This is a genomic window from Arthrobacter sp. 05L421 (genome assembly GCF_056397785.1).
Genome location: NZ_JBFTOC010000026.1, coordinates 1 through 25,821, shown reverse-complemented (window position 1 = coordinate 25,821; position 25,821 = coordinate 1). Strand labels below are relative to the sequence as shown.

General features: G+C 63.4%; 27 protein-coding genes and 1 pseudogene. 18 read left to right on the top strand and 10 right to left on the bottom strand.

The genetic code is table 11. The annotated features are described in order from the left end of the window. Positions 1–149: 149 nt before the first annotated feature. The 6 genes from AC1DKQ_RS20075 to AC1DKQ_RS20050 form a co-directional block, all read right to left on the bottom strand. Positions 150–1,064: a ParA family protein gene (locus AC1DKQ_RS20075; RefSeq protein ID WP_476919971.1), complete on the bottom strand. Its 915-nt coding sequence runs from the start codon at positions 1,062–1,064 to the stop codon at positions 150–152. A 213-nt stretch (positions 1,065–1,277) separates the two neighbouring features. Continuing rightward, a complete protein-coding gene (locus AC1DKQ_RS20070) occupies positions 1,278–2,894 on the bottom strand; it encodes a hypothetical protein (protein ID WP_476919970.1) in 1,617 nt (538 codons plus the stop codon). Between the two features lie 374 nt (positions 2,895–3,268). Next, on the bottom strand, positions 3,269–3,472 hold the full coding sequence (locus AC1DKQ_RS20065) for a hypothetical protein (RefSeq protein ID WP_243182081.1): 204 nt from the start codon (positions 3,470–3,472) through the stop codon (positions 3,269–3,271). 240 nt (positions 3,473–3,712) lie between these two features. Next, on the bottom strand, positions 3,713–4,021 hold the full coding sequence (locus AC1DKQ_RS20060; RefSeq protein WP_476919969.1) for a hypothetical protein: 309 nt from the start codon (positions 4,019–4,021) through the stop codon (positions 3,713–3,715). Positions 4,022–4,033: 12 nt separating this feature from the next. Then, positions 4,034–4,798 carry a hypothetical protein gene (locus AC1DKQ_RS20055; RefSeq protein ID WP_476919968.1) on the bottom strand — a complete coding sequence of 255 codons (765 nt, stop codon included), beginning with the start codon at positions 4,796–4,798 and terminating at the stop codon, positions 4,034–4,036. Next, positions 4,795–5,532, bottom strand: a complete 738-nt coding sequence (locus AC1DKQ_RS20050; RefSeq protein WP_476919967.1) for a hypothetical protein — start codon at positions 5,530–5,532, stop codon at positions 4,795–4,797. Before AC1DKQ_RS20050 ends, AC1DKQ_RS20055 begins: the two co-directional genes overlap by 4 nt. A 208-nt stretch (positions 5,533–5,740) precedes the next feature. Here AC1DKQ_RS20050 and AC1DKQ_RS20045 point away from each other — a divergent pair, with 208 nt between their 5' ends. The 16 genes from AC1DKQ_RS20045 (at position 5,741) to AC1DKQ_RS19970 (ending at position 20,126) form a co-directional block, all read left to right on the top strand. Continuing rightward, positions 5,741–6,808, top strand: a complete 1,068-nt coding sequence (locus AC1DKQ_RS20045) for a CHAP domain-containing protein (RefSeq protein ID WP_476919985.1) — start codon at positions 5,741–5,743, stop codon at positions 6,806–6,808. Beyond that, positions 6,805–7,320 (top strand): hypothetical protein, encoded by a 516-nt coding sequence (locus AC1DKQ_RS20040; RefSeq protein ID WP_476919966.1) that lies wholly within the window; start codon positions 6,805–6,807, stop codon positions 7,318–7,320. The genes AC1DKQ_RS20045 and AC1DKQ_RS20040 overlap by 4 nt, the downstream gene beginning before the upstream one ends. A gap of 41 nt (positions 7,321–7,361) precedes the next feature. After that, the gene (locus AC1DKQ_RS20035; RefSeq protein ID WP_476919965.1) at positions 7,362–8,714 is read left to right on the top strand and encodes a MinD/ParA family ATP-binding protein; all 1,353 of its coding nucleotides are present in this window, start codon (positions 7,362–7,364) and stop codon (positions 8,712–8,714) included. 34 nt (positions 8,715–8,748) lie between these two features. After that, positions 8,749–9,363, top strand: a complete 615-nt coding sequence (locus AC1DKQ_RS20030) for a DUF6668 family protein (protein ID WP_476919964.1) — start codon at positions 8,749–8,751, stop codon at positions 9,361–9,363. An 11-nt stretch (positions 9,364–9,374) separates the two neighbouring features. After that, positions 9,375–9,644 (top strand): hypothetical protein, encoded by a 270-nt coding sequence (locus tag AC1DKQ_RS20025; protein ID WP_476919963.1) that lies wholly within the window; start codon positions 9,375–9,377, stop codon positions 9,642–9,644. Positions 9,645–9,670: 26 nt separating this feature from the next. After that, positions 9,671–10,426: a DUF8175 domain-containg protein gene (locus AC1DKQ_RS20020; RefSeq protein WP_476919962.1), complete on the top strand. Its 756-nt coding sequence runs from the start codon at positions 9,671–9,673 to the stop codon at positions 10,424–10,426. Position 10,427: 1 nt separating this feature from the next. Then, positions 10,428–11,738, top strand: a complete 1,311-nt coding sequence (locus AC1DKQ_RS20015; protein ID WP_476919961.1) for a TrbL/VirB6 family protein — start codon at positions 10,428–10,430, stop codon at positions 11,736–11,738. Further along, the gene (locus tag AC1DKQ_RS20010) at positions 11,725–13,233 is read left to right on the top strand and encodes an SCO6880 family protein (RefSeq protein ID WP_476919960.1); all 1,509 of its coding nucleotides are present in this window, start codon (positions 11,725–11,727) and stop codon (positions 13,231–13,233) included. Before AC1DKQ_RS20015 ends, AC1DKQ_RS20010 begins: the two co-directional genes overlap by 14 nt. Further along, positions 13,233–14,828, top strand: a complete 1,596-nt coding sequence (locus AC1DKQ_RS20005; RefSeq protein ID WP_476919959.1) for a helicase HerA domain-containing protein — start codon at positions 13,233–13,235, stop codon at positions 14,826–14,828. The genes AC1DKQ_RS20010 and AC1DKQ_RS20005 overlap by 1 nt, the downstream gene beginning before the upstream one ends. Further along, entirely contained in the window at positions 14,825–16,594 is a 1,770-nt protein-coding gene (locus AC1DKQ_RS20000) for a type IV secretory system conjugative DNA transfer family protein (protein ID WP_476919958.1), read from the top strand. Before AC1DKQ_RS20005 ends, AC1DKQ_RS20000 begins: the two co-directional genes overlap by 4 nt. Continuing rightward, positions 16,591–17,019 carry a DUF4913 domain-containing protein gene (locus tag AC1DKQ_RS19995; RefSeq protein ID WP_476919957.1) on the top strand — a complete coding sequence of 143 codons (429 nt, stop codon included), beginning with the start codon at positions 16,591–16,593 and terminating at the stop codon, positions 17,017–17,019. The genes AC1DKQ_RS20000 and AC1DKQ_RS19995 overlap by 4 nt, the downstream gene beginning before the upstream one ends. Before the next feature lie 160 nt (positions 17,020–17,179). Further along, entirely contained in the window at positions 17,180–17,467 is a 288-nt protein-coding gene (locus tag AC1DKQ_RS19990) for a multiubiquitin domain-containing protein (protein WP_476919956.1), read from the top strand. Continuing rightward, positions 17,442–18,632, top strand: coding sequence for a ThiF family adenylyltransferase (locus AC1DKQ_RS19985; RefSeq protein WP_476919955.1), 1,191 nt, complete (start codon positions 17,442–17,444; stop codon positions 18,630–18,632). The genes AC1DKQ_RS19990 and AC1DKQ_RS19985 overlap by 26 nt, the downstream gene beginning before the upstream one ends. Further along, positions 18,629–19,066: a ubiquitination-like system serine protease family protein gene (locus AC1DKQ_RS19980; RefSeq protein WP_476919954.1), complete on the top strand. Its 438-nt coding sequence runs from the start codon at positions 18,629–18,631 to the stop codon at positions 19,064–19,066. The genes AC1DKQ_RS19985 and AC1DKQ_RS19980 overlap by 4 nt, the downstream gene beginning before the upstream one ends. A gap of 79 nt (positions 19,067–19,145) precedes the next feature. Further along, entirely contained in the window at positions 19,146–19,562 is a 417-nt protein-coding gene (locus AC1DKQ_RS19975; protein WP_476919953.1) for a helix-turn-helix domain-containing protein, read from the top strand. Between the two features lie 51 nt (positions 19,563–19,613). Further along, complete coding sequence (locus AC1DKQ_RS19970; protein WP_476919952.1) at positions 19,614–20,126, top strand: ImmA/IrrE family metallo-endopeptidase; 513 nt, start codon at positions 19,614–19,616, stop codon at positions 20,124–20,126. Between the two features lie 104 nt (positions 20,127–20,230). Here the strand turns inward: AC1DKQ_RS19970 and AC1DKQ_RS19965 are convergent, their stop codons facing one another. From AC1DKQ_RS19965 to mobC, 3 genes are read right to left on the bottom strand one after another with little or no spacing between them, the layout of a single operon-like run. Continuing rightward, positions 20,231–20,989 carry a hypothetical protein gene (locus AC1DKQ_RS19965; RefSeq protein ID WP_476919951.1) on the bottom strand — a complete coding sequence of 253 codons (759 nt, stop codon included), beginning with the start codon at positions 20,987–20,989 and terminating at the stop codon, positions 20,231–20,233. A 9-nt stretch (positions 20,990–20,998) separates the two neighbouring features. Next, the gene (locus AC1DKQ_RS19960; RefSeq protein ID WP_476919950.1) at positions 20,999–22,597 is read right to left on the bottom strand and encodes a relaxase/mobilization nuclease domain-containing protein; all 1,599 of its coding nucleotides are present in this window, start codon (positions 22,595–22,597) and stop codon (positions 20,999–21,001) included. 7 nt (positions 22,598–22,604) lie between these two features. Further along, on the bottom strand, positions 22,605–23,000 hold the full coding sequence (gene mobC, locus AC1DKQ_RS19955; RefSeq protein WP_476919949.1) for a plasmid mobilization relaxosome protein MobC: 396 nt from the start codon (positions 22,998–23,000) through the stop codon (positions 22,605–22,607). A 218-nt stretch (positions 23,001–23,218) separates the two neighbouring features. On the opposite strand from mobC, the gene AC1DKQ_RS19950 reads away from it, so the two are divergent. Continuing rightward, entirely contained in the window at positions 23,219–23,527 is a 309-nt protein-coding gene (locus AC1DKQ_RS19950; protein WP_476919948.1) for a hypothetical protein, read from the top strand. Positions 23,528–23,777: 250 nt separating this feature from the next. Further along, on the top strand, positions 23,778–24,632 hold the full coding sequence (locus AC1DKQ_RS19945; RefSeq protein WP_476919947.1) for a hypothetical protein: 855 nt from the start codon (positions 23,778–23,780) through the stop codon (positions 24,630–24,632). Positions 24,633–25,160: 528 nt separating this feature from the next. On the opposite strand, the pseudogene AC1DKQ_RS19940 reads toward AC1DKQ_RS19945, so the two are convergent. Then, positions 25,161–25,821 (bottom strand): annotated as a pseudogene (locus AC1DKQ_RS19940) (ParB/RepB/Spo0J family partition protein); the annotation flags it as partial.

Here is a 25,821-nt window from a genome sequence, read left to right as displayed (position 1 = left end):
CGCTGTTTCGGTTTCTTTGGGCGCTGCCTTCTTTGGCGTCTCCGGCCGGTGTCCGGGGAGCATCCGTGCCAGGGGCGCCTCGACGGCCGGCGCTGCGGTGCGTCGCGGGGGCAATCCGAGTGCGGGTCGGCTGGGTGTCGGTTCGGCGCTCACGCGTTGACCTCCTGGGATTCTGCGACGGCGATGCGGCGGGTAACTTCCATGGCGACCGCGTGGAGGTCCTCCGCCACGCTGGAGGCCGACTTTGGCCCGGCATTGCCGGCCTTCGCTTCACCGCGCAGGACCTCCCACCATTTCGGTCCCTTGCTGAGCTCCCGCTCGAGCTCGTGGGCCAGCAATCCACGCTCACGGCATGCCTGGGCCGTGGCCTCCGCGTGGCGGATGCTCATCGGGAACAGCACTTCGTCTGTGCCGAAATCGGCGGTGAGGTGGTCGCGGGTGACCTTGTGTACCTGCTTGGAATTCGTACCAGTACCGACGAGGACGACGCCCAGCAGGTCCAGCGAGGGATTCAGGCCGACGACGCTGTCCATGCGTGCCGCGACGGCGGCGACGCCCTTGCGGCTGGACATGTCTGTCTTCAGCGGTACCAGTGCGTAGCGGGCGGCAGCTACCGCGGCAGCCTGCAGGGGCTCATTTCCGGGCGGGCAATCCAGCAGGACCAGATCGTACTCCCCCGCGACGCTGGCAAGCAGTTTGGCCAGAGCCAGCTGCGCAGCGTCACGGTCCTTCTGGGCTTTGGCTCCAAGGAATGCCGCGGCATCGTCGAGATGGGGGCCGCCGGCAATGACATCCAAGTTGAGCCGTACGCCGGTCAGCAGGTCAGGTTCTCCCCCGAAACACAACGAAGCCGCCAGACTTCTGCCGCCGTCACCCTGGTCGGCGTAGCCGAGGTCCTCGGCCAAGTTTCCTTGAGGGTCCAGATCCACGAGGAGTACACGCGATCCGCCCTCGGCGAGGAGTCCACCTACGTTGGCCACCAGGCTGGTCTTGAAGACCCCGCCTTTGCCGTTGATTACCGCGATAACGCGGCTTAGGGCACCGCGGTCCAGATCGTGTTTCATCAAATCCCCTTCCAAAGTGAACCAAGCGTAACCAGCAAAACAGGCTTTACTTGTGAAGCTGGTTTCCGTGTCTTCACTTTTTTCACTTGTGAAACCAGTGAAGCAAGTACATACCTTTTGACTTTGTTTGCTTCTTTCTCTTTTTTCACTTGTGAAACCAGTGAAGCACGTGCATATGTGTTGACATGTCCGGCGTCTGCCCGCGCCGGAGCGTTATGCCACCCTCCACAGCGTCCCGATCAAGTCCAGCTCGCTTTCAGAGGGCGGGATCCAGTAAAGGTTCGATTCAGGATCTTCCACTTCGTGTTCTCCAAGGTCAGGTACTAGATTCCTGTCCAGCCAGGCGTGCCACGCTGCGCGCTGCATGCGATGGCGTCGAATCTGGGCTGCTGCGTCGTCAAGGGCCCCGAGTCGGCGGGCGAGCGCTGTCAGGCTGGTCCCGGCGGTAATGGTCCACTGACCGTGCCGGCGTTGGATCATGGTGTAGGTGCTCATGGCGCCCAGCGCCATTTCGACAGCTGTACGGCTGAGTCCTGTGGACCGGACGATTGCCGCTGTGGTGGGGGAGAAGCGTCCGCGTTCGATGGATTCGTAGACGAGGGCAGCGACGTCGCCCAGGGCACGGAATACAGGGCGGATGCCATGGATTTTTCCGCGACGCCAGGAGAGTTCCCGGGCAAGTTGTTCAAAGTGCTGGGGGAGTTGGATCAGGTAGGTGTCGGCGTTGCGGCCGCGGGCGTCAGCAATTTTGGTCAGGATGCCATCTGAGGCTTGCTGGAGCACCGGGAGGAGTCTGGAGATAGTGCCATGGTGTTTGCCCAGTGCAGTCGCGAAGGTACGGCACCCGACATCCAGCAAATCGGTCTCCATGGTCCGCATGTAACCGAGTACGGCCCGGAGCAACAGGCGCAGACTCAGGCCCTCGCGTCCGCGTTCCTTCAGTCTGTGGTCCAGCACCGCATAAAGGACATTTTCAAGATCGTTCACGAGCTGGTGCACAGCAGCTTTACTGCTGGTTCTACTGGCCCCCCCTGTGGGTTCTGGGGGGCTTGTGTCGTTAATACGGGTAGTCCTTATGCCTGCGACCTGGGTTCCCCGTTTTTGGATCCAGCGGCAGGCCTCGGCCCACTCTGTATCGATGAGGCGTTTCTGCCGGTCAGTGGTGGTGTAAAGGGCTGCGAGGCCGGGGAACTGGCCGCCAAGCTCGAGGCGAACCTGTTCCAGAGTCCAGCCACAGGCGGCGAAGTGGTTCAGGACCGCCATGCGGGCCTCTGACGGGCTGGCGTACTTGGCTGTGTCGTACAGCCCTGTACGGGCCAGCACACGCAAGGGGGACTGGCTCCCGGTGAAGGGAACGGGGCGAATACCGTGTGCCGTCGCGGCGGCCGTCATTTTGGCGGTGCGGTCTTTCAATTCGCGGACGCGCCTGATCTCCGGCGCCATGGCCAGCCGGAGAGAGGTGACAGCGCTGGCGGGATTACGGCGGCGCAGGATGTCATAGGCAGCGGCCAGGGGAGTGGTCAGGATCTGGTGGCCACCGGATTTATGCACGGAACCAGGAACCCGGATACAGCCGTCAGTGACGTTCTGGTGCGGACTGGGATCGAGACTCGGAGCCAGGAGGGTCATGGCTTCGACGAGCTCCCGGGCTTCAGGGCCGCTCATACGTTCCGCGAGCGGGATATAGAGGTGGCGTCCGCCACTGGGGGAGTGGTCCGCGACGTAGCGGATACCACAGCTCTCCAAGAGGGTCCCGAGGCGTTGCGCATCGTCATCGACGACGCCCTTCAGCGCTTTGGAGGTGTCCAGGTCAAGGCAGAGCGTAGCCACAGAACCGTCTGCACCGTGGATGACGACAGCCGCCGGCCGTGTCGGCAACGTCGCAGTGATCCGGGGCGGGTTCAGCGGCCGCGGGTACTGGAAGCGACCGCCGATCCAGCGTCCCAAGCGGTAAGTAGGCGCGCCGGCGACTAATGGGGCAAGAGCCCATGTCATTTCGGGCGTGACTTGACGCGCCGACTGTAGTGCGTCGGATGTTGACGACACGGCCGCTACAGGTACCATAGACAACAGCTAGTCCCTTCGGGGTATAGCAAATGGAGCGCCCCTCACGGGGAGCTTGATAAGTTCAGATCGCTGATCCGCCAAGATGTGGATCTGAACGTCATACTTTTTGAAGGCCCGCGAAAGCGGGCCTTCAGTTTTTAACTGGCCTTAGCGATAGGCAGGGCCTCCTGGCCAGAGATGCTGTCGAAGTCGATGGTCTTTAGGAAATCGATCACCAGGCGAGCCACAACATCGCTCTTGGAATCGCCCGTAATGTCTGAGAAGGCTTGCAGCTTCTGGGCATCAGCAGCCTGCATCCGCACGGTGATGTTCCGGCGGTCTCCCTTGAAGGGCTGTGGCATGGTGTCCTCATTCCTTGGTTTTCCATGGACATTCTCCATGGAACCGGAATCAGGTTCCCTTAAGTGGGATGTCGCTGCCGTGTCGCAGCAATCTCCACGAGGTCGTTCCCGCAGGTCGACCCCGCTATTCCCGTGCAGCCCCGGGTTCGCGGCTGGGCCGCAAGACGTTGATAGTGCCATGGTTCCAATATGTCACAAAATCAATAAATTTTAGTTATGGACCATTTCGCCGTCTCGAGATTATCCTGACCATGCCCGTCGAACGATGGATTCGACCTCGGCGGCATCGGCCGATGAGCCAGCGCTGGCGCTCAAGGTGCCACGGTACAAGTTCCTGGTTGCCAGTAGTGATCGGAAGTACTGTCCGCGGCGATCGATTCGTCGAGCCTGCACGCCAAGGAATCTAGCTGTTTCCCGCCGATTCATCCCGGAGACGATGCAGATTTTCACTGCCTCGAAGATAACCCTGTAGGCGGCTTCGTTTTCCTTGTTGACCTTGGCCAAGACGCGTTTGACCGCTACTTGGGCTTCTTGCGGCGTGGGATTCATGAGGCAGCCTTTCTAGTCGATCAAGAGGGCCGAGCGAAGCTCGGTCTGCGCTGTGCGGTTCTTCCGGGCGTAGGCGAAGAGTGCCAGACCTATTACTACGAAGGCCGTGGAGATGTAGGAAACAATCATGAAGAGGTAGGTGACGTCGCCGGTCGCGCTCAACTCGACCGGATAGGTGAAGGCGCGCATCAGTGACAGCGCAAAGCCGGCCGCGATAAGCCCGGACGCGAGCCGGCCGACCCGGAGGGGATTCTTGCGCGAGTCCCTGTAGGCGGGCCTGATGAGGGGGGCGACGATGTAGGCGACGTAGGCCAGCACGAGCCATGTATTCAAGCGCACGCTCGGCTGCTCAGCGTAATCCAGCAGCTGCGGGGACGGGATCGGGGCGTCGGTCGCCAGAAGGGTCCCAAGCAGGCCCGTGGCGACGATTCCCAGCACGGTCGCCCCTGGCAACCCGACAGTCCACCGGCGAGCGAACGGTGAGCCGTAGGCAATGCTGAGGTGACCGCCCAGGAACGCGACGGCGACGAGGGCAAAGTATTTGGATATCAGGTCCGTGCCATTGGTCAGCGGCATGAGCGACTCCATACCCATGTAGACCGGGGGCAGGAGCAGCAGATAGGCGAGGGTCAGGAAAATACCCGAAAGAGCGATGCTGCTGGCTTTTCCCTGCAGTGCGTGCTGGTGTCCGAGCACAGGGGTATTGATGCGTTTGAACGTCAGGCTGCCCAGGAGAATGAGCATCAGGCTTACCGGGACGACGGTGAGCGGGTTCATCCCAGGAGTTCCGTCATTTTCTCCGCGTATTCGCGGGCTTCCTTCCGCTGCTTCACACGCCTTTGCAGGAGATGAATGCGGGCAGAAATCGCCTCGACCAAAACATCGTCAGAAACTTCAAGCAGCTCATCCTCGCGTGCCCTGACCTGCCACCCTCCCTCGGGCGGCGTGATCAACTCAGTCACCACAAGGCCGGTCGCGTACGAGCCTCCACCAGCCCGAGACGCAGCAATCGCCAAATGAGGATTCAACTTATTTTCAGTGAGCTGTGTGGCGATATAGGTGAGCGCCATACCCGTTTCCTCGGACATCCTCTGACGGATATCCCCCGGGTCAATGGCATCGATCCAGGCTCGAACAGAGCCGCCATGAGGAAAGGCAATGAGGTCGATTCCCTTGCGCATCTCACGGGGATAGTGCTTTCGAGAGGTACGAAACTGCAGCTCAGCCATGAGATCGGCGTGATGGATTTGGCTCAAAACCTCTGCCGAAGAGGGCTCGATGGGCCGGGACTTAATGATCCGGTACGGACTGAAAACGCTGAGCGTGTCGATGACGTTCATGCCGATAGCCCGCGCAACGGCAATCACCGTGGACTCGGCAACATTTCCCCGCCTGAGCTGATTGTTCAGGGTGCCCCGATTAATACCGGTCAGCGTGCTCAACGCGGTAGGTGACGGGCTGACGGCGCTCCCCTCTAACCACTCCCTAAATTCGGCGGCTGAGACAGGCACGGACACTCCTTAGACAGAGGGCATAGACAAGCACGGACGATCAATACCTGCTAGGGTTGGACCAATAATTAAACTTTCTTGGATAGATCAAATCTTGGTTTAATCCATCGTATCTTCTGCACCGAGTTTAGCCGGGGCCCAGCTACGAGACATGACCGCTAGGCAACACAGCACTGAAGCACAGGGGGAAGCCGTGAAGCCGTCCAAGATGCTCAGCACCGGAGCCCTCGTCGTGACACCCGTGATGCTGCTCGGTCTGGTCTGCTCCATGGTGCTGTTGCTGGCCCCCGCAAAGCCTGCTGCGGCTGATTGCGGCCCTCCCGTTTCCGTTGTCATCGACGGCAGCACCAAGGTCGAGGGCTACACCCAGGAACAGCTTGAGAATGCCGCCGCCATCATGGGCGCCGGCAAGGCGCTGAACCTGTCCGCAAAAGGTCAGATGATCAGCGTAATGGTGGCCCTGGGGGAGTCAGGCCTGCGGGTGCTGGACACCGGCGACGGTGCCGGGCCGGATTCACGGGGGTTGTTCCAGCAGCGCGACAACGGCGCGTGGGGCTCCTACGCGGACCGCATGGACCCCGCCACGAGCGCGACCAACTTCATCAAGGCCCTGCAGGGCGTGCCCGGCTGGGAGCTATTGGAACCGACACTCGCCGGTAACAAGGTTCAGCGCAACGCCGACCCGTACCACTACCAGAAGTACTGGCCCGAAGCCGTCAAAATCGTCCAGGCACTCTCAAGCTCGAAGTTCTCCCTACAAGGCAGCGACTGCTCCGTCCCCGGAGAGTCCGGCGCAGGGGATGACTACCCGTGGAAGAACTCCCCGACCTGGTTGCAGGCCGGAGCGAACGCAGCCAGCACCTCACCGCTGGGCATGTACTACCGCGAGTGTGTCGACTTCGCCCTGTGGCGGGTGAACCAGCAGATGGGTTCCACCAGCGCACCGTTCAAGTTCGTCAACGGCACCTTCCGCCCGGACGGGCAGCAGCTGGGTTCCGCGGTGACGTGGAAGGCCGGCTGGGATGCCAAGGGCTGGCCCACCGGCAGCACCCCCAGGGTCGGGGCGGTTGTCTGGTACGCCCCGGGGGCCGGGGGAGCGGACCCGAACTTCGGCCACGTCGCGGTGGTCAAGAACGTCAGAGCCAACGGCACCTACGTAGAAGAGGGCTACAACGGCAACCCGGCCCCGGCGGACCACAGCTACTACACCCGGACAGTGGCCAACACCGTCCCCTCCGCTTTCCTGTACCTGCCCACTCAAGAGGAGAAGAAGTGAAGAAGCCCTTGACCCTGCTCGCCGTGGCGCTGCTCTGCGTGTCCTGCGCACCGGCGGCGAACACGACACCGGCGCCGGCGGCATCAACCAGCAAGCCAACGGCCTCCGCGCCGGTCTCACTGAGCGCCGACAGCGAACCCCAGGCACCGGGCGGCACTATCCCCGCCACGATCGGCATCACCTGGGATCAGGCCAGCAAGGACGAGGCCACGGACGTCGCCGGGAACGCCATGACGGACTTCGCCCGCCCCACGGTGGAGGACAAGCAGTGGGCCAATGACCTGGCCCGCTGGCTGACCCCGCAGGCGACCGCCGACTACTCGGCAGTGGACCCGGCGAACATCCCGGTCAGCCGCGTCACCGGCCCCGCCACCCTGAGCGTCGATGAAGCCAACGGCTTCGGCGTCATGGCAGCGGTTCCCACCAACGCCGGGACCTACACGGTGCAGTTGCTCCGCACCGGCAAGGACGCCCCGTGGAAGGTTAACCGCCTGACCCCGCCCTCGTCCTAAACGCCGCACCTCTGAATCTCACACACGTAAGGAAGAAGCTCATGGGCACCACCCCAACCGAAGTCATGGCCTTTCCCAACATCCGGGCCACCGTCCGCGACAACGGCACCGCCGAGGTCGTCGTCGCGGGCAACTCCCGCGTCGTCCCTGCCGGAGACTCCGTGCAGGAACTCCGCAGCAATGCCCTGGCCCTCGTCGTGGTTGAAGCGCAGACCCTGCAGCGCCCCGTCCGGGTCCGCATCGAAGACCCTGAGGGCCACGGTGAACTCATCGTCCACCCGGACAACAGGATCGAATCCGTCTCCTACGAGCCCGCTCCGGCCCGCCGCCAGGCAGAAGCCCCCGAAACCACATCCAAGACGGCCGCCCCGGCCGTTCCGGCGCCGGTCAACCGGGAACCGCAGACAGCAGCCGCCGTTACTGCGGAACCAGCGCCGACGCGGCGCAGTTTGAAGGAAACCTCGTTCCTGGTCAGCGCCCCGGTGCTGGAACCTGCCACCCAGGGCTGGCGGGGCACGCTCACGCGTCTGGGACTCCGCATGGATCCGTCGGCGGAGGAGATGGCCGAGCGCGACGATGTCCGCACGGTCAGCCAGCACTGGCCCGGTCCCCGGACCATTGCCGTGGTCAACCGCAAGGGCGGGGCGAACAAGACCCCCACGGTGGTCATGCTCTCAGCCATCCTTGCCCGCTACAGCGGCGCCGCCACGGTCGCATGGGACAACAACGAATCCCAGGGCACCCTCGGCTGGCGGACAGAAAAGGGCTCCCACGACCGCAGCGTCCTGGACCTGATCGACGCATCCACCGAACTGCTCTCCCCGGCAACGAATGCCGCCGAAATCGCCAAGTTCGTCCACCACCAGACCGCCGACAAGTTCGACGTCCTCCGCTCGGATGAAAACGAAGAAGGCGACCACGAAGTCACTGCCGAGGAAGTCGACATCGCCCACCAGGTCCTCACCCGCTACTACCGCCTCGTGGTCATGGACTCCGGCAACACCGCCCGGGCAGCGAACTGGCGCCGGATGATCGACCACACCAACCAGCTCGTCGTCCCCGTCACCGCCATCGAAGACCGCGCCGAAGCCGCCCGGCTGACCCTGCAGACCCTGGAATCCCGCGGCGGGCACGACGCGGAGCTGGCACGGGGCGCCGTCGTCATCGTCTCCGAATCCACCGACGCCAAACGCAGCATGAGCGGGGAAGCGCTGAAGCGGGCCAAGGACGAGGCGCAGCGGATCGCTGACGGCTTCGCCCCGTTCGTCCGCGCCGTCGTCCGGATCCCCTACGATCCGGCCCTGGTCAACGGACTCATCCGCTACGAGGCCCTGCAGCCTGCCACCCAGCGGGCATGGCTCGCGGCCGCGGCCGCGGTAGCCGCCGGCTTCTAAACCACCCACCACCGGACTTTGGAAGGAGGCAACCATGCAACAGACCTTGAACCCCTGGATCACCCACCCGGTCCCCGCCGAGGGCGCGGACACCGCAGCCCCGGAAGCGCACGTGCCGCCGGAGGCTGTGATCAGTGCGCCGCTGAGGGGAGTGGTTGAACCGGACGCCGCAGACCGTCTGGGCCACCGCACCGTCGCAGGTTCTGCAGCGCTGTGGGTCACCGGCGCCCATGGAGGATCCGGTGAAAGCCGCCTCGCTGACCTTCTCGATGGCGCGCGCGTCACCGGTCACTGCTGGCCTGTTCTCCACGAAGGCAGCAAGCCTCGGGTGCTGCTGGTCTGCCGTGCAGACATGCGCGGGCTGACAGCTGCACAGAGCGCACTGACCCAGTGGGTATCAGGCGCGGCACCCGAGCTTGATCTGCTCGGACTCGCCGTCCTGGCGGACGCACCGGGGAAGACTCCCAAACCCCTGCGTGACTTCGCCGCCATCGTCGGCGGGGGAGCCCCCCGCTACTGGACCCTGCCCTGGGTAGAAGCCTGGCGGCACGGGCACGCCACAACGCCGCCGCCGGGCCGCGAATACCAACGCTTCATCACTGACTTAGCCGCCCTGGCTACCAACACCACACCCAGCACCACCCACTGAAAGGTCTCACCATGAACCCCTTCGCCGTACTTGACGGAAACGTTATCCCCAACCCCACCCCGGTCGTCCCGGAACAGGCCAAAGGCTTGCTGACCGTCCTGAACTGGGCCTCCGGCATTGGCCTGGTCCTCGGCGTCCTGGGCGTGATCATCGTCGGCATCGGCATGGTCATCCAGCTCCGCCGCGGCGAAGGCGGCGAGTCCATCGGCAAGCTCGGCTGGGTCCTGGCCGGCTGCATCATCATCACCGGCGCCTCCGGCATCGTCCGTGCCTTCGCCTAAACCCGCAACTACCGGAGAGGTTCATCATGAGCGAATCCACCCAAAGCAGTACCGAACGCAGCCCGTTCACCAAGCCCGGATTCATCATCTCGGCCGCCCTGGTCATCGCACTGATCGCAGCCGTCGTCGTGATCTTCCTCCTCCCCAAGGCAGACAGCACCGCCCAGGCCGCCCCGGCCTCATCGTCGGCGGCTGCCTCCTCGGCGCCAACAAAGTCAGCCGACGCGGCTGGGAAGAGTGTTTGCGGGCTGCCCTCAAGCACGGAGACGGCTCTGGGCGCAGCGCCGAAGTCCAAGTGGGAACTCGTCGGCAAAATGGCAGCCCCCACTGACCCCAAGACATTCGGGCCGGGGCTGACGGACGACAGCGGATTCAGGTCCTGCTTTGCCCACTCGCCAACCGGCGCCGTCTACTCTGCCGTCAACCTGGTGGCCCTTGGCTCGTCCAAGTCACAGCAAATGAATATCAAGCTGGCAGACAAGCTCATGACTCCCGGTGCTGGGCGTGACGCAGCCAAACAGCAAGCAACGACGTTGGATCCTTCCACCGGCTCTAGTGACACCGTTCAGGTACGAGGCTTCCTGATCAAGTCCTACACGCCCACCGAAGCCAACGTTGATCTGGCTTTTCAAACCTCCGGCGGAAAATTGTTTCACGCAGTTCTTCCGCTCCAGTGGCTAGATGGGGATTGGAAAGTCAAGGTTTCCGATGCCGGACAGCTCATAAACGACGTTGCCCCGCTCAGCGACATGAGCGGCTTTATCGCATGGGCCGGAGTCTGACATGGCTGAGTGCGTTCCCCTGGATGTCATCTGTCAGGGCGGCAATGCGGTTTCCGGGATGCTCGACGACGCCATTGGCAATTTGGCGAAGTCGATCATGGAGGGCATGAGCCAGATGGTGACAACGCTCTCCACTTTCTGGGTGTCCATGCCCACGGCCAACCTCGCGTCCCAGGACGGGCTCACCCCCAGTCCTGTGGTCGGTTTCGTCAACTCCGAACTGGGGTACTGGACGCTGGCACTGGCTGTTCTATCGGTCATCCTGGGGGGCACCCGGATGATCTGGGAGCAGCGCGGGGCGCCATTGAAAGACCTGCTCCGGTCCCTGCTGACCCTCACGCTGGTCTCAGGTCTTGGGCTGGCGGTGATCTCCATTCTGGTGATCGCCGCCGACGCCTTCTCGGCCTCGATCATCGACCGGGCAACCGACGGCAAGGGCTTCGCTCACGCGATGGCCATCCTAGTGATGACAAACCAGACCGGAGTCGGGGTCTTCATCCTGATCATCCTAGGCCTGGTGGGTTTGCTGGCCTCCCTCGTCCAGATCGTCCTCATGATCGTCCGCGGCGGCATGCTCGTAATCCTCGCTGGCATCCTCCCGACCACCGCTGCGTTCACCAACACCGAGATGGGACGGCAGTGGTTCCAGAAAGCCATCGGCTGGACCATCGCGTTCATTCTCTACAAGCCCGCCGCGGCCATCGTCTACGCCGTGGCCTTCAAGCTCATGGGATCCTCAGGCGGCGGCAACGTCCTGCTGGGATCCGTCACCGGATTCGCCCTCATGATTGTCGCGCTGCTGGCACTGCCGGCATTGATGCGCTTCGTCACCCCGATGGTCGGAGCTGTCGCCTCCGGTTCCGGCGGGGGAGCCGGGGCGGCGGTGGGGGCCCTGGCCACCGGCGCCGTCTCCATGGGTCGGTCCGGGAGTGGACGCGGCAACGCATCGCCCACACCGGGAAGCCAGGCCGGCCAGAGCGCCAGCGCACAGGGCAGCAAGGGCGCAGGCGGCAATAACGGCAGCAACGGCAAACCCACCCCTGGCTCAGCTGGCCCCGGAGGGGCGCCCGGCCACGGCACCGCCGGAAGCGCCGCTGCCGCCGGGGCAGGCAGCTCAGGCTCGGTTGCAGGAGCCGGCGCTGGCGCTGGCGCTGGCACCGCCGGTGCAGGGGCCGCGGCAGGAGCGGCGAAAGCCGCCGGGCCGGCCGGAATCGCCGTCGCCGCAGGGGCACAAACAGCATCCATGGCCTCTCAGGCCGCACAACAGACCGCGCAGGATTCAACCGGGGAGGGCCCCAGTGGCAGCAATTAGTACCGAATACAAGGAACCGTCCTACGGCAACTGGCGCGTTCCCCGCTCCGCAGGATTGGGAAGCCTGGGCGCGATCGGCACCGGCATCGTTATGGCCGGGTTGTTGGCCGGGATCATCGGCTTCGCGATTTGGGGCCTGTTGCCGGGCCTGAGTGTCCTCGCCGTCGCGGGCCTGCTCGTGCTGCTGCTGACGGTCAAGGACAAGCACGGACAGTCCATCGTGGATCGGCTCGCGACGCGGATGAACTTCCGTCTCGCCCGTTCCGGCGGGACCAACCTCTACCGTTCCGGCCCGCTCGGGGTCACCGGGTGGGGGATGTTCCAGCTCCCCGGTCTGGCCGCGAAGTCCCGGCTGTATGAGTTCAACGACTCCTACAACCGCCCGTTCGCCATGCTTCACGTCCCGACCACGAACCACTTCACCGTGGTTTTCTCCACCGAACCGGATGGTGCGTCCCTGGTGGATCCGGAACAGGTCGACGCGTGGGTTGCGAACTGGGGCGGCTGGATCGCCGGACTCGGGGATGAGGCCGGCTTGGAGGCCGCGGCTGTGACCGTGGAGACCGCACCGGATTCCGGCTACCGGCTGCGCAACGAAGTCGAAATGAACATCCACCCCGACGCCCCGGAGGCCGCCAAGGCGATCCTCCGCGAGGTCGTCCGCACCTACCCGGAAGGCTCGGCCACCGTCCGCGCTTGGGTGTCCCTGACCTTTACCGCCGCGTTGCGCTCCGGATCCCGGAAGCGCGAACCCGAAGACGTCGCCCGGGACCTGGCCTCCCGGGTCCCCGGGCTCGGTGCCCGGCTGCAGGCCACCGGCGCCGGCATCGCCCGGCCGATGTCCGCACAGGAACTCTGCGAGGTCGTCCGGATCGCCTACGACCCGCCCGCGGCATTGATCATTGATGAAGCCCACGCCGCCGGGTCCCCGGTCGCCCTCACCTGGGGCGAAGTCGGCCCCTCCGCGACGCAGGCGGGCTGGGATGACTACCGGCACGACGGCGCTTTCTCAGTGTCCTGGACCATGACCGGCGCCCCGCGTGGGTCGGTGAACTCCTCGGTCCTGTCCCGGCTGCTGGCCCCGCACGGGGACATCGACCGCAAGCGCGTTTCCCTGCTCTACCGTCCGATGGATTCGGCCCGGGCCGCCGCCGTGGTCGAACGGGACCAGAACAACGCCAACGTCCGCATCAGCTCAGGGAACCGGCCCTCCGCCCGCGCCTTGGTCGATGCCCGCTCCGCCGCCCAAACAGCTGCCGAGGAAGCCCAGGGCGCCGGGCTGGTGAACTTCGGCATGGTCGTTACCGCCACCGTCACCGACCCGGACCGGCTCGCCGATGCTGTCGCCGCCGTCGAACAGACCTCCGGTACCGCCCGGGTGCTGTTGCGCCGGGCCTACGGCTCCCAGGACACCGCCTTCGCCGCGTCCCTGCCGCTCGGACTCGTCCTGCCCAGGCACATCCTGCTGCCCACCGAGATCAGAGAGGCCCTGTAATGCAGAAGCTCTTTCGCCGGAAGAAGATGAAGAAGAATCCGCTCCTTGACGGAGTGGAATCCGAAGCCAGTAGCCGCCGTGCGGCCACTGGTCGCCCGGCCCGGTTGCATGTCCCCGGGTCCCGTGGCTGGGGCGGGCGCGGGGGAGGGGCTGCTGCCCTGGTCCCGGCGGTGCGTGAATACCGCGGGACCACGGTGCAGGTCTGCGGGCTGTGGCCGTTTTCCTCGGGTACGTCTTCGCCCATGGTCGGGGTCCCGTTGGGCCGGCACGAGGAAACCCAGGCCACGGTCTGCTGTGACCCGATCAGCTGGTTCCAGCGCGCCCACCTGATTTCCAACCCCTCCGCGTTCATCCTCGGCAAGCCCGGTCTGGGCAAGTCCACGCTCGTGCGCCGCATGATGCTGGGCCTCTCCGGCCAGGGTGTCCACCCGCTCGTGCTCGGGGACCTCAAGGGCGAACACGTGGACGCCATTAGCGCCATCGGCGGGCAGGTCATCGAACTCGGCCGGGGACGCGGCTACCTGAACATCCTCGACCCGGGCCAGGCCATCGAGGTCGCCCAGCTCCTCGAGGAACAGGGACAGCACGAGGCCGCCGTCCGGGTCCGCGCTGACGCGCACGGCCGTCGCCTGACAATGGTTGTCTCCCTGATCACGATCAGCCGGAACAACCCGCCCACCGATCAGGAACAGACGATCCTGGACCGGGCCTTGCGGGTCCTCGATGACCGGTTCGACGGTGTTCCTGTCCTCAAGGACCTCCTGGACGTGATCATCTCCGCCCCCGATGAGCTGCGGCAGGTCGCGCTGGACCGCGGCGATATGGCCGTCTACCTGCAGGAAACCCGTGCCTTGGAAGCAACCCTGCTGGGCCTGACCGGGGGCGGGAAGCTGGGCGAAATCTTTTCCCGGCACACCACCAACCCGATGCGGCGTGACCGGGCCGTGGTCTTCGATGTCTCCAGCATCGATGAGACAGAAACGGACCTGCAGGCCGCCGTGCTGCTGGCCTGCTGGTCCTACGGCTTCGGTACCGTCAACGTTGCCAACGCTCTCGCCGACGCCGGGCTGGAACCGCGGCGGAACTACTTCGTCGTCCTGGATGAGCTCTGGCGGGCACTGCGCGCCGGCAAGGGCATGGTGGACCGGGTGGATGCCCTGACCCGTCTCAACCGGTCCGTAGGTGTCGGGCAGGTCATGATTTCCCACACCATGTCGGACCTGCTGGCGCTCCCGGCAGAAGAGGACCGGATGAAGGCCCGCGGCTTCGTCGAACGCTCCGGCATGGTCATCTGCGGCGGGCTTCCCGCCTCCGAGATGCCGCTGCTGACCGCCGCGATCCCGCTCTCGCGGCAGGAACAGCAGAAGCTCATCTCCTGGCAGGACCCGCCCGCCTGGGACTCCCGCGGCGGCGACGTCGAACCTCCCGGACGCGGGAAATTCCTTATCAAGGTCGGCGGCCGCCCCGGCATCCCCGTCCAGATCGGCCTCACTTCCATCGAGGCCTCCCTGAACGACACCAACAAGCGCTGGCACGCCCCGGCAGAATCCCTGGCCGAAGCGGCCCCTCCGGTCCAGGAAGAGGGTGCGGCATGAGTGCTCCGAACCGTAAAGGCACAGGCCTCGGCGACGGACTGGGGATTTGGCTGGCCGTCGGCGCAGCTGTCGTCATTGGGGGCGGCAGCTGGGTCTCGGCCCACCTCGGATCCTGGATGGCCGGCCTCGCCTCGCCCCCGGCCCACCCGATTGATCTGGTAGCCGGACTGGCCAAGGGCCGGGTGCCTTGGCCCGTCCAGTCCACCATCGTCGCCTGCGCGCTCCTCGGAATAATGATTTCCCTGACGGTGACGGTCGTGGTGGTCCGCTCGCGAACAGCGCACAAGCGCACCCGGGTGGATAAGGCCGCCGTCCACATGGGCCGCGGCAAAGACCTCGATCACCTGGGCACCAAAGGGGCCACGGCCACGGCCGTGCGTCTCGGCGTGGAGAACTCCACAGGGGTGCGCCTTGGCCGCAGCGTCGCCGGGAAGCGCCCGCTGTGGGCCTCCTGGGAGGACATGCTGATCCTCATCGCCGGTCCCCGCACGATGAAGACGACCTCCTACGCTGTCCCGGCGATCCTGGACGCACCCGGCGCGGTGATCGCGACATCGAACAAGCGCGACATCGTGGACGTGACCCGTCCGATCCGGGCAGCGGCCGGCGCCGTCTGGGTTTTTGACCCGCAGGCCGTTGCCGAAGAAGAGTCCACCTGGTGGTGGAACCCGCTGTCCTACGTGAAGAACGAAGCGACGGCCGGGAACCTGGCGCAGCATTTCGCCAACGGCTCCCGGGAACCCGGGACCAAGCCTGATGCCTACTTCGACCCGGCAGGGCAGAACCTGCTCAAAGCTTTCCTGCTCGCCGCCTCGCTCGACTCGGCCCCGGTCACGCAGGTCTACACCTGGTTGACGCGCCCGCACGATGAGGCCCCCGCAGGGCTGCTGAGAACCGCCGGCTTTGACCTGCTTTCTGACATGGTGATGGGCCACATCCGGGAACCGGAGAAGCAGCGGGCCGGTGTCTACGGCACCGCCCGGCAAATGGTTTCCTGCCTGACCGACCGCGAGGTCAGCCGTTGGGTCACCCCGGCCCGGGGCACGACGGTGGACACCGACCCGCGGCCGCAGTTCGTGCCCGAGGACTTCGTGCGCGGCAAAGGCACGCTCTACAGCCTGTCCCGTGAAGGTGTCGGCACCGCCGGGCCCCTCGTCACCGCCCTGACCGTCGCCGTGGTGGAAGCGGCCGAAAAGTACGCCACGTCCCAGCCCGGCGGCCGGCTCTCGACCCCCTTGCTGGGGATTCTGGATGAGGCTGCGAATGTCTGCCGGTGGAAGGCCCTGCCGGACCAGTACAGCCATTACGGCTCCCGCGGGATCATTCTCATGACCATCCTGCAGTCCTGGTCCCAGGGCGTGGAGGTCTGGTCCCTGGAAGGCATGCGGAAGCTCTGGTCCGCGTCGAACGTGAAAATCTATGGCGGCGGCGTTTCCGAAGTCGGATACCTCGACGAGCTCTCCCGCCTGATCGGCCAATACAGCTACATCAACGTCTCCCGCAGCCACAGCAAACACGGGTCCTCCTCCTCGCGGCAGGAGAACAAGGACGAGATCCTGTCCGTTGCCGACCTGACCGCTCTGCCCCGGTTCCGGGCCATCCTGCTCGCCTCCGGCGCCCCGGCCACCATGATCGAAACCATCCCCTGGATGAACGGCCCCCACGCTCAAAAAGTCAAAGACTCCCTCGCCACCACAGTGAACGTCGAACGTGAGCCGGTGGCCGTTCCGGCGCATAACCCCTGGACAGACGGGGACATCGCGTGAGTGCAGAGTTCGGAGACGCGTTCGGCGACGAAGAGGCCCAGCCCACAACAAGTGGCCACCGCCATGACGAGCCTCAACCGGAGCTGGTCTACTCCAGTGCCGTCGAGTTCTTCGCCGAGCTCCTGGCCCAGTCCTACGTGCGGGAAGTCAACGAAGGCGCGGCCTCCGCCTGGTGCCCGGAATGGTACAAACACCCCGAAGCCCTGATCCGGATGGAAGCAATCTGGCGCGCCTGGGAACACCTCCGGCTGGAACCCGCCCTCGGCGTCAGCACCTGGTGGCTGAACCACGCAGACCCCCACATGCGCGCCCTCATGGACAAAGAAGGACCGTTCAAGAAGTGCGCATACGAGGGGCATAAGTCCCCCTCTGCGGAGAAGGCATCCCTGCCGCACGTCGTGCCAGAGGCGGGGATCTTCGACTGACTGACGGGGGCCGGTGGCCTGACGACGCGATAGGTGAGGCATGGACAGTTGTTCTCTGCGGGAAGGCCTTCTTAGGAAAATTGCGAAAGTCGAATTGATGGGCTACACTCGAATTTGAGAGTTGCAATCAGCAGCCTACAACGCAATCTAGGAGGATCTAATGACCGACATTAGGACTGAACCGCCCGCCGGGCCGGAGATTAAGAAGGAAGAGGACTTCGTTATCGTCCTCAACGGAGTGCAGCACGACTTGGAATCGGCGATCCTGCACTACGAGGAGCTGGTAGTGATCGCCTTCCCGGTACCACCCGCCCCCGACACCCGGTACACCGTTACGTACCGGAAGGCCAAGGATCCGAATCACGAGGGCAGCCTGGCTCCAGGACAGTGGGTAGAAGTCAAGAAGAAGGGAACGATTATCAATGTCAAGACAACTAATCGCTCGTAGCCCGGACCTGCAGCGGCTCCAGGACGAGGGTTATGACGTCGAGGTTCGTTCCAACCACCTGCTGGTCAAGGTTCCTTACGTAACTTCAAACCGTGTCGTTTCCCACGGATTCCTGGCATCAGAGCTGACGATGAGCGGGGACAGGACAGCGGCCCCCAGCACCCATGTTGTGTACTTCATCGGAGCGACAGTGGAGGAAACACCCTGCGACGACACGGGGAGACGCCTGGACGACTTGATTATCCAGTTCGGGCCCATATCCCTCGGGTCGGAACTAGTGGCAAGCGCGATGTTTTCCCACAAGCCGGACCCCACCTACGGTGACTACTACGAGAAGATGTCAACATACGCCGACATGCTGTGGGCCTACGCTCAAGCCGTTAGTCCAGAAGTCAGGGTCAGAACGTTCCCGCCGATCCTGGCAGACGAACACGAGTCGGTCTTTAGGTATTTTGATTCGGCCACAAGCCGCGCCCGCATCGGCGCGGTGACCGACAAGGTGCGTCTCCGGAAAGTGGTGATAGTCGGAGTGGGAGGCACAGGTTCGTACATCCTGGACTGTGTGGCCAAGACACCCGTGGAGGAGATCCATCTATATGACGGCGACAGAATGCTCACACACAACGCGTTTCGCTCGCCAGGGGCTGCTTCGGTCGAAGAGCTGAGAGCTGCGCCCTTCAAAACCGAATTCCTACAGACCAAATACGAGGCCATGCGCCGAAACATAGTAGGACATCCTGCTTATGTGGATGCGTCGAACATCAGCGAGCTCCAGGACGCCGACTTTGTTTTTCTGTCAATGGACGCCGGTCCCGCCAAGAAGCTGATCGTTCAAAGCCTTCAGCAGTTTGGAGTCCCCTTTGTGGACACTGGTATGGGCGTCTACCAAGTCGGAGAATCAATCGGCGGCCTCATTCGGACAACGGCTAGCGCATCCGGGAACACACAACACCTCTGGGACAACGACCGCGTCTCGTTCGATGACGAGGATGATGACGAGTACGGCCAGAATATTCAGATCGTGGAGCTGAACATGCTGAACGCCGCCTTCGCCGTGATCAAGTGGAAGAAGCTCTTCGGTTTCTACACTGACTTCGAAGATGAGTTTTCAAGCGTTTACACGACCGACGGTAACCACTTGCTGAACCTGGACCAGGCGTCATGAGGCTTCAATCGCTAGATCCCGAATTCGTCGAGTTCATTCCTTCGGACCCGGTCCACGGCAAGCTATACATTTCAATGGTCTACGCGACCACTGTCCACCTGTGCGCGTGTGGATGTGGCAACAAGGTGGTGTTGCCGCTCAGCCCAGCTGAGTGGCAGCTCACTTACGATGGCGAGGGGGTTGATATCAGGCCTTCCGTCGGCAATGGGGGGTTCCCCTGTCGTTCCCACTACTGGATAAGCTGCAACAAAATTCGATGGTCCACTCCCCTTACGGGCACACAAATAGCCACGAGCCGACGGCGGGACGCAGCTGCGCTGTCCGCCTATATCTCGAGCAAGGATTCCGAACGGACCGCTCAGCAGACCCCTTTCATAGATGAGCCAAAGACCCACCGTTTCCTCCACGAGCTCCGAAAGTGGCTGAGAATCTGAGGCTTCGTACCTACGATCGTGGCGCGTTCCTCACGGCGTGGCTCTTCAGACGCCTTAGAATTGAACTTGTAGTTGTCAATTGCAAGCTTCAAATCATCTTGGTTATGAACGCAACTTGCATCGCTACCGAGAGGAAGAAATGAATCTAAAGGGGTGGTTTGACGCCCAAGCCTTCTACGCTGCCCTCGATGCGGAGCGGACGTCACGTAGTTTGAACTGGAAGCAAGTGGCCTCGCAATCTGGAGTTAGTGCCTCCACTCTTACCCGAATGGCCCAAGGCAAGCGGCCGGATGTGGACGGCTTGGCTGCCCTGGCGGCGTGGTCAGGACTATCTGCCGATGACTTCGTTCGGCATGGCGACGACAATCGTCCGGAAGCTCAGCCGCTAGCTATGATTTCCACGTACCTCCGCAGCGACAAGCACCTCACCCCGGATGCAGCCTCAGCTCTGGAGGCCGTCATCAAGGCCACTTATGAACAGCTACGGACCCGTTGATAGATGGTTGGAAAAGCCGGCTTCGTCAAAAGTCATGTTAATAGGATCGCCTTGGAGACTCGCGCTGAGCTAGGTCTCGGCAACCTTGATCTCTTGGACCCCCTATCACTGGCCGAATTCCTTGACATCCCGGTCCTTGGCTTATCTTCTCTGCAATCGCAGGAACCAGCAGGCACCCACCATTTCCTGCAGGAGGACCCCCAAGCGTTCAGCGCTGTGACAGTCTTCAGCGGCCCGAAACGTCTGGTCGTGCACAATGACGCGCACGAATCTGGCAGGCAGGCTAGCAATATCGCCCATGAGCTGTCCCACGGCCTGCTGCAGCATGCACCCACCCCCGCTCTTGATTCCATGGGTTGCCGTGATTGGGATCAGGTTATTGAAGACGAAGCCCAGTGGCTGGCCGGGGCTCTCCTGATAACTGAAGAAGCTGCGGTATGGGCCGTCCGCCAAGGGTTGGACCTGTCCCAAGTCGCCCAGAGATTTGGGGTGAGCGTGGACATGGCCAGATGGCGCATCAACATGACTGGCGCCAGAAAAAGAGTTTCCCGACGGTCTGTGTAATCCGTCCATGAATAGCACGCAACTCGCTTGCGAGTGTGTGTAGGTCACAGCCCTTGTAAGTAGGCGGCTGTCAACGAGCCGAAGTTCATTTGCCACGGCATCAGCTAACGCTCGAGTCCGTCGCGTTCCAGCGTTCTTCCCTTGCCGCCAGGCTTAGTCATCTTCGAGGTCTTGGCCAACGAAGGCTTCTGAGCCACGGCAGCCGACGGGTGGGTGCCCTGGTGTTTGTCTGCCAGGAGCCGGGAGTTGACCGCTTCCCGGTCACCCTTGCCTTCCAAGCTTCCGGCCAGTTGCTGACGCCGCTCAGGAGAGTCGTAGGCACGGGCGGCCTGCTTTTCTTGAGCGGCGTTGTCCTGTATGTCGGCTCCAGCAACCGCAGCGACGACCACCAATTCATCGGTGCGCGCGGCCGCTCCTTTGGTCCGTTCGCTTTCGGCTTCGGAGCGGGCCTGCTGTACCCGAGTGAGGGCTTCGGAAACGGATGCCTCGTCCGCACCGGTGTTGTTCACGTCGATGCCGTATCGGCTCTGGACCTGGTCGCTGATTTTCCCGGCCGCCTGCGCAGCTTCGGGGTCGTAGGCCTTCCACGCTGTGGCCGTCTCGTGAACCCGTTCGATCATTTCGGGGGTGGCTTTGTCCCACCAGTCATCCCGGACGACTGGTGCCAGCTGTGCTCGGGCTGCTGCGCGCTGGGCGTCGAAGCGTTCCTGCAGCTCCCGGGCCCGCTGTTCCTCCGCTGCGGCGATGGTGCGCTGTTCCTGCTCGCGCATTCTGGCAAGCTGCTCGCCGATCCGGCTGGCAACCATCAGCCCGGTACGCATCGCCCCGTCAACTGCATCTTCCATTCCGTCTGCTTCGCTCATGCTCTTCCCCTATCGCTCAATGCTTGGTTTGTTCTTGCCTTGGGTCTCGTCAGTCCGTGACTGCGTTCCCTGCAGCTGCGCTGCGTCCGGTCGGGTCAGAACGGGAGGCAGTGGTGAGCCGCCTCGTGAACGTTCGACCAGGAGCCTTGATTTGAGGGCTTCCTCGGACGCTTCCGGGTGCTGTTGGCCCAGCGTCTCCATCGACATCGGCTTTGCCCTGAGTGTCTGCGCGGTGGCGCTGGCTTCTACGACCTTGCTGGCGGCCCGGACGGCTGTGGCAAGTCCCCTGACCCGGCGCAGATCGTCGGTGGCCTTGTGCATGTCGTGGATGGCCCGTGCTGTCTGGGCGAGCTGCCGGAACATGAGGGCATAGGCGGCGCGGTCGCTCTTGGAGGTCGCGGCCAGGAGGATCATGGTGGCCCCCCGGGCCGACGGCAGGGACACTGCCAGGCGTGCCGGATAACGACGCAGCTGGGCGGATTTGGCGAGTTCTCTGGCGGCGTCTGCCAGCGGTCCGGGCGTCGGTTCGATCCGCTTGGACCATGCACCGAACGCCGCCGATGTCTCGCGGGCCGCCTGCGCCCAGGCGGCATGATCATCGTGCGGGGTGGTGGCCAGTTTTTCCCGGAGGGAACTGACGTCGTTGGCGTACTTGTTCCACAGCTCAGCCGATGGTTGCAGCATCTCCCGGCCGGAGCTTACGGGCCGGCGGTTGCGCGCGGCAGCGTTCCATTCCTCGACAGCGATGGCCGCCGATTCAGGGGTGCTCTCCCACTCCGCCCGGAGCTTGGGCAACGCCAGGTCGCGTCCCAAAGAGTTGCCTCCGAACCACACGGCGCGTTCTCCCTTGCGGGGGCGCTCGGCCACGGAGTAGCCGGTCACGACGTCAGTACGGCCGGCCGCGTATCGGGGGCGCACGAGCATGCCCTCTTGGCGTGCCCGGCGGACAAACTCTGCCTCGTCTGTCGATGCTCCGGCGCAGACGCGCACCTTGCGGGCGAGGCTGTGGCGCTCGACTTCCGGCAGTCCCTGGCGGATGGCTTTGGACTGTTCGGCCGGGGTAAATCCGCGTTCGGCTCGCAGGGTCCCGACAGCGTTCAGTCCGTACTTCTTCTCCAGTGTTCTGGCAGCTTGTTGGGACTTGTATTTACTCTTCCAGCCGTTCCATTTGGTGCCGTCGTCCCGGACCATGCTGGCCACGATGTGGATGTGGTCGTTGCCGTTCTTGCTCAGTCCGTGGCGGACCGCGACCCACCGGGCGGGGGCTTTGCCCCCGTCCTCGGTGAAGTCCATCTCCTTCATGAAGTCGTTCGCGATGGCACCCCATCGCTCGTCGCTGAGCTGGCCTTCTTCTGCGGCCAAACTCAGAGAGCAGTGGAAGACGTGTCCGCCATCTACCTCGGTTTCGAAGAACTGCTTGGCCCGGTCGAGTGCGTTGGCAATATCCAGCGCAGCATCACGGTTCAGCTCGTTGTCGTCGTGCCAGGCCATGAGCGCCGAATCGCCCGCGACGAGGTGCGGTTCTTCGTGCTCGTTTGCCCGCCCCGGTCCCGCGAGATAGATCATCAGACCTGCCATGCGGTCGCCCTGGGTAATGTTCGGAATCACGTCGAAACTACCGCCCGGCCATGTCGGCAAGCTGACGGTCAATCCGGATAATGACAGTCCGTGCATGAGCGATGGAAGCAGCAGCTTCCGCCGGCACTTCCCCCGTCGCATTCGCGTGGCGTGCAATCTGGTTGATGTTGTTCGCAACAGTCCCGACAAGACGCTGCAGCGTAGAAAGCTGCATGAACTGATCCCGCCGTTCCGACGGATTCTCTGTGCCCTCGCTGAGCGCCGCCTCGATCAAAAGCCGCGGGATCGTCACGCGGTGCTTCTCCGCCAGGGCAAGAAGCTGAGCTTCCTCTTCCGGGCTGACCTTGACCTCGTGACGGTGCATCCGGCCGCCGTCAACATTCGCCCGCCGACGGCGGGACTTCCAACCGGCGAAGCCACTGCCTTCACTCACTTGTCTCGCCCTTCGAATTTGCCAGCGCAGCGAACCCGGAAACCCGGGGACCACACTGACAAGTGTGCCGCATCCAAGACGACAAGTCGAGGATCGAGCCAACTTAGCCGGGCTAAGTTACCAGCTTGCTCCGTGCGGATGCGGTTGCCCGTTTTCGGGACCTCGTGCGTCGCTCATGTCCCCGAGCGTCTACGCATTCTGCGGATAGGCTGGTGGGCATGGCTACCTTCGATATTGAACAAACACGCAACCAGGCCCGGGCCCTCCTTGATTCACGCATTGAATCGGTCACCGCTCTCGTGAAGACTCGTCAGAGGATCACCGACCTTAAGGAACAGCTTGCGGAAGCCGAGCGTGAAGACAAGCGCGCCTACGTACGCGCCGCCAAAGACGGCTGGAGCCCAGAAGAGCTGAAGAAGCTCGGGCTCGAGCCCGGTGCAGCCACGCGCCGTAACAGGACAGCCGGCCGTTCCGCCGGCGACGGTTCAACCGCCAACTCCGGGAACACTGCGGCCGCGGCACAGTAACATTTCCCTTCGCCCACCTGTGCACGTCAAAAGCTAATTCCTTCGGGCTTTTCCCGTACACACCTGGACGACGGGGCCCAACTAACCGGCTGCACACAACCGCCAGGTCACCGCTGCCCCCTGCCTCACCGCCGGGGCCGGCGATCATGCACAGTCTCCAGCGCGGCGCAGTCTTCTGGGCTCCCTCAAACAGCAAACTCGAATACATTTTGATCACCCGTTCACATACACGGGTGGGAAGTTGGGTCTCATGATTACGCAACAACATCTGAGTCAAAGTCAGATCGATTGGTCCCGCATCAAGGAGGTGGACTTTAATGCTTTGGTAGAGGTTCTTCTCATCAAGAAGCACAGCCAACCGCCGTACAAAGTTGACGTCGTTAGAGGGCACGGCGGCGACACGGGGCTCGACGTTGTCGTGTGGCTTGACGATAGGGCCTGGAGGATCTATCAGCTCAAATACTTCCCGGGGGGAATGTCCGGCCCGCTCGTGCAACGTCGACAGCAGGTGAAGGGCTCGTTCGATACGGCTTGGAAAAACCACCAGCCGACCGAATGGATCCTGGTCATCCCCGAAGATCCCCACGCAAACGAGATAGCCCATGTAAAGGGCCTCGCGGCTGGCAAGGCGGTGAAAGTAGAAATCTGGGGACAGAAAAAACTCATCGCCGCACTATCTGACTTTCCCGAACTTGAGACTGCCTTCACCAAAGACGAGATGCTCGAGCTGCTCGTGAGGATGGTCCTGACAAAGGACGGTGACGACAATAGTGAGAACGCTGTGCTGGGGGTCTCCAGTACGGACAACCGCAACAACTCCGGCTATAACCTGATGGTGCAAAACACTGGCGGCATAGATGCAGAGGACGTAACGCTATCCATAGCGACCGACGACAGTGAGTTCCCTCCGTCCATAGTCTCCCCAAAGCCCGCGTTGATCACGGCAAAGGGCAACTGGATGTTCAAGCTCAACTGGAGCAGCGCATCGACCAACAATCTGCTCGTCTCGTTGGCTTGGACTCAGAATGGATTGCCGCGCACTGCTATCCAAAGCATTTCAGTGACAGGAGTGCAACCCATGAGAGCATCCAAGACATCAACCTAGAGAGCAAACACGTTTCCAGGCATCTCTCCGTTCTTCGTCCGTCCTGCCGACGTCGTTGCGGCTTTGTTGCGGGAGCAAGAGTGCCGCACGGATACTTCACCTCTGTGGATGACGCCAGGGGCTGGCTGAGCCAACTGCCGGTTCCGGATGCGTTGGAAGAATCTGCCCTCTAGCGGGGGCGCCGAAGCGGCGAGGCATGCCGGGTGCGGACTTTCTTAAAGGCGAAAGGGCCGGCGCCGTTGGGCGTCGGCCCTTCCTGTTTCCCTTGGGCAAAGGAAATCTGTGGTTCAGCTTAGCTGAATGGTTTGCGGTGCGGCCCCGGGACCGGTACCTCGTTGTTCCTGGTCCCGCGGCTGGCGGTCGGCCGGTCGCTTGGTCGCGGTTAATGGCGGTCCGTCGCTGGTGAGTGGCCGCTGTGGTTCGCCCCGGGCGGCGGACCGCCCGACCTCCGGAAGGTTCCTGGCCCTGCCGGGGGTGAGTGGGCCGGGCGGCTGCATTGGGGGTCAGCCGCCCGGCTCACTTTTCAGGTTACTCGGTGTCGGCGGTGTACTTGTCGAGGATGATCTGCTCCACGGCACTTGCAGTGTAACCCCAGACAGTGAGCTGGTTCAGGTATTGGAAGTGCCGCCTCTCGGCGGACCGCCAAGAGTCTTTCTGGATGGTCTTCTCATACCCGGCGCAGATCAGGGCGATCAGGGAGAACTCGGGCCGGGCCGTGCTCTTGGCCGTGTGGTCCCGCAACGGGTTCCAGCCCCACCGGTCGGTGTCCTCCCCGGTCTTGGCACCGATCATCTCGGTGGCGACCTTACCGTCGTAGCCGCTGGCGGTTTCGGGGTCGTGGGTAATGGCGTGGACGGTGAAGTACTGCCAGCCCTTCGGCGCGGTCTTCCGGGACAGCAGGGTCTTCACAAATTCACGCCTGACCTTGGTGGCACTTTCCATCTCGCGATTATTGGCGATCAGGGTCTTCCGCTCGGCTTTCTGTTCCTCGGTCATCGGACCTTTCTGCGCCTGCGTGCCGCCGTCGTAGCGTTCGTACCTCGGGGTGAAGCCCAGGTCCTTCCAGCCGGTGATGACGGGGTTGGCTTTGTGCTGGCCCCGGTAGTCGGTGCTGATCAGGTAGGCGTTGGCGTCCTCGTCGGTGGCCGGTTCCCCGTCGGCCCGCTTCGCGGCCGAGACGTACAGGTTC

Excerpts from the sequence above, each read along its gene's own strand:
- AC1DKQ_RS20035 (WP_476919965.1), top strand. The coding sequence starts at position 7,362 with ATGGGCACCACCCCAACCGAAGTCATGGCCTTTCCCAACATCCGGGCC.
- AC1DKQ_RS20020 (WP_476919962.1), top strand. The coding sequence starts at position 9,671 with ATGAGCGAATCCACCCAAAGCAGTACCGAACGCAGCCCGTTCACCAAG.
- AC1DKQ_RS20055 (WP_476919968.1), bottom strand. The coding sequence starts at position 4,798 with ATGAACCCGCTCACCGTCGTCCCGGTAAGCCTGATGCTCATTCTCCTG.
- AC1DKQ_RS20060 (WP_476919969.1), bottom strand. The coding sequence starts at position 4,021 with ATGAATCCCACGCCGCAAGAAGCCCAAGTAGCGGTCAAACGCGTCTTG.
- AC1DKQ_RS19990 (WP_476919956.1), top strand. The coding sequence starts at position 17,180 with ATGACCGACATTAGGACTGAACCGCCCGCCGGGCCGGAGATTAAGAAG.
- AC1DKQ_RS19945 (WP_476919947.1), top strand. The coding sequence starts at position 23,778 with ATGATTACGCAACAACATCTGAGTCAAAGTCAGATCGATTGGTCCCGC.
- AC1DKQ_RS20045 (WP_476919985.1), top strand. The coding sequence starts at position 5,741 with ATGCTCAGCACCGGAGCCCTCGTCGTGACACCCGTGATGCTGCTCGGT.
- AC1DKQ_RS20005 (WP_476919959.1), top strand. The coding sequence starts at position 13,233 with ATGCAGAAGCTCTTTCGCCGGAAGAAGATGAAGAAGAATCCGCTCCTT.
- AC1DKQ_RS19985 (WP_476919955.1), top strand. The coding sequence starts at position 17,442 with ATGTCAAGACAACTAATCGCTCGTAGCCCGGACCTGCAGCGGCTCCAG.
- AC1DKQ_RS20065 (WP_243182081.1), bottom strand. The coding sequence starts at position 3,472 with ATGCCACAGCCCTTCAAGGGAGACCGCCGGAACATCACCGTGCGGATG.
- AC1DKQ_RS19980 (WP_476919954.1), top strand. The coding sequence starts at position 18,629 with ATGAGGCTTCAATCGCTAGATCCCGAATTCGTCGAGTTCATTCCTTCG.
- AC1DKQ_RS20015 (WP_476919961.1), top strand. The coding sequence starts at position 10,428 with ATGGCTGAGTGCGTTCCCCTGGATGTCATCTGTCAGGGCGGCAATGCG.
- AC1DKQ_RS20030 (WP_476919964.1), top strand. The coding sequence starts at position 8,749 with ATGCAACAGACCTTGAACCCCTGGATCACCCACCCGGTCCCCGCCGAG.
- AC1DKQ_RS19950 (WP_476919948.1), top strand. The coding sequence starts at position 23,219 with ATGGCTACCTTCGATATTGAACAAACACGCAACCAGGCCCGGGCCCTC.
- AC1DKQ_RS20075 (WP_476919971.1), bottom strand. The coding sequence starts at position 1,064 with ATGAAACACGATCTGGACCGCGGTGCCCTAAGCCGCGTTATCGCGGTA.
- AC1DKQ_RS20000 (WP_476919958.1), top strand. The coding sequence starts at position 14,825 with ATGAGTGCTCCGAACCGTAAAGGCACAGGCCTCGGCGACGGACTGGGG.
- AC1DKQ_RS20025 (WP_476919963.1), top strand. The coding sequence starts at position 9,375 with ATGAACCCCTTCGCCGTACTTGACGGAAACGTTATCCCCAACCCCACC.
- AC1DKQ_RS19965 (WP_476919951.1), bottom strand. The coding sequence starts at position 20,989 with ATGAGCGAAGCAGACGGAATGGAAGATGCAGTTGACGGGGCGATGCGT.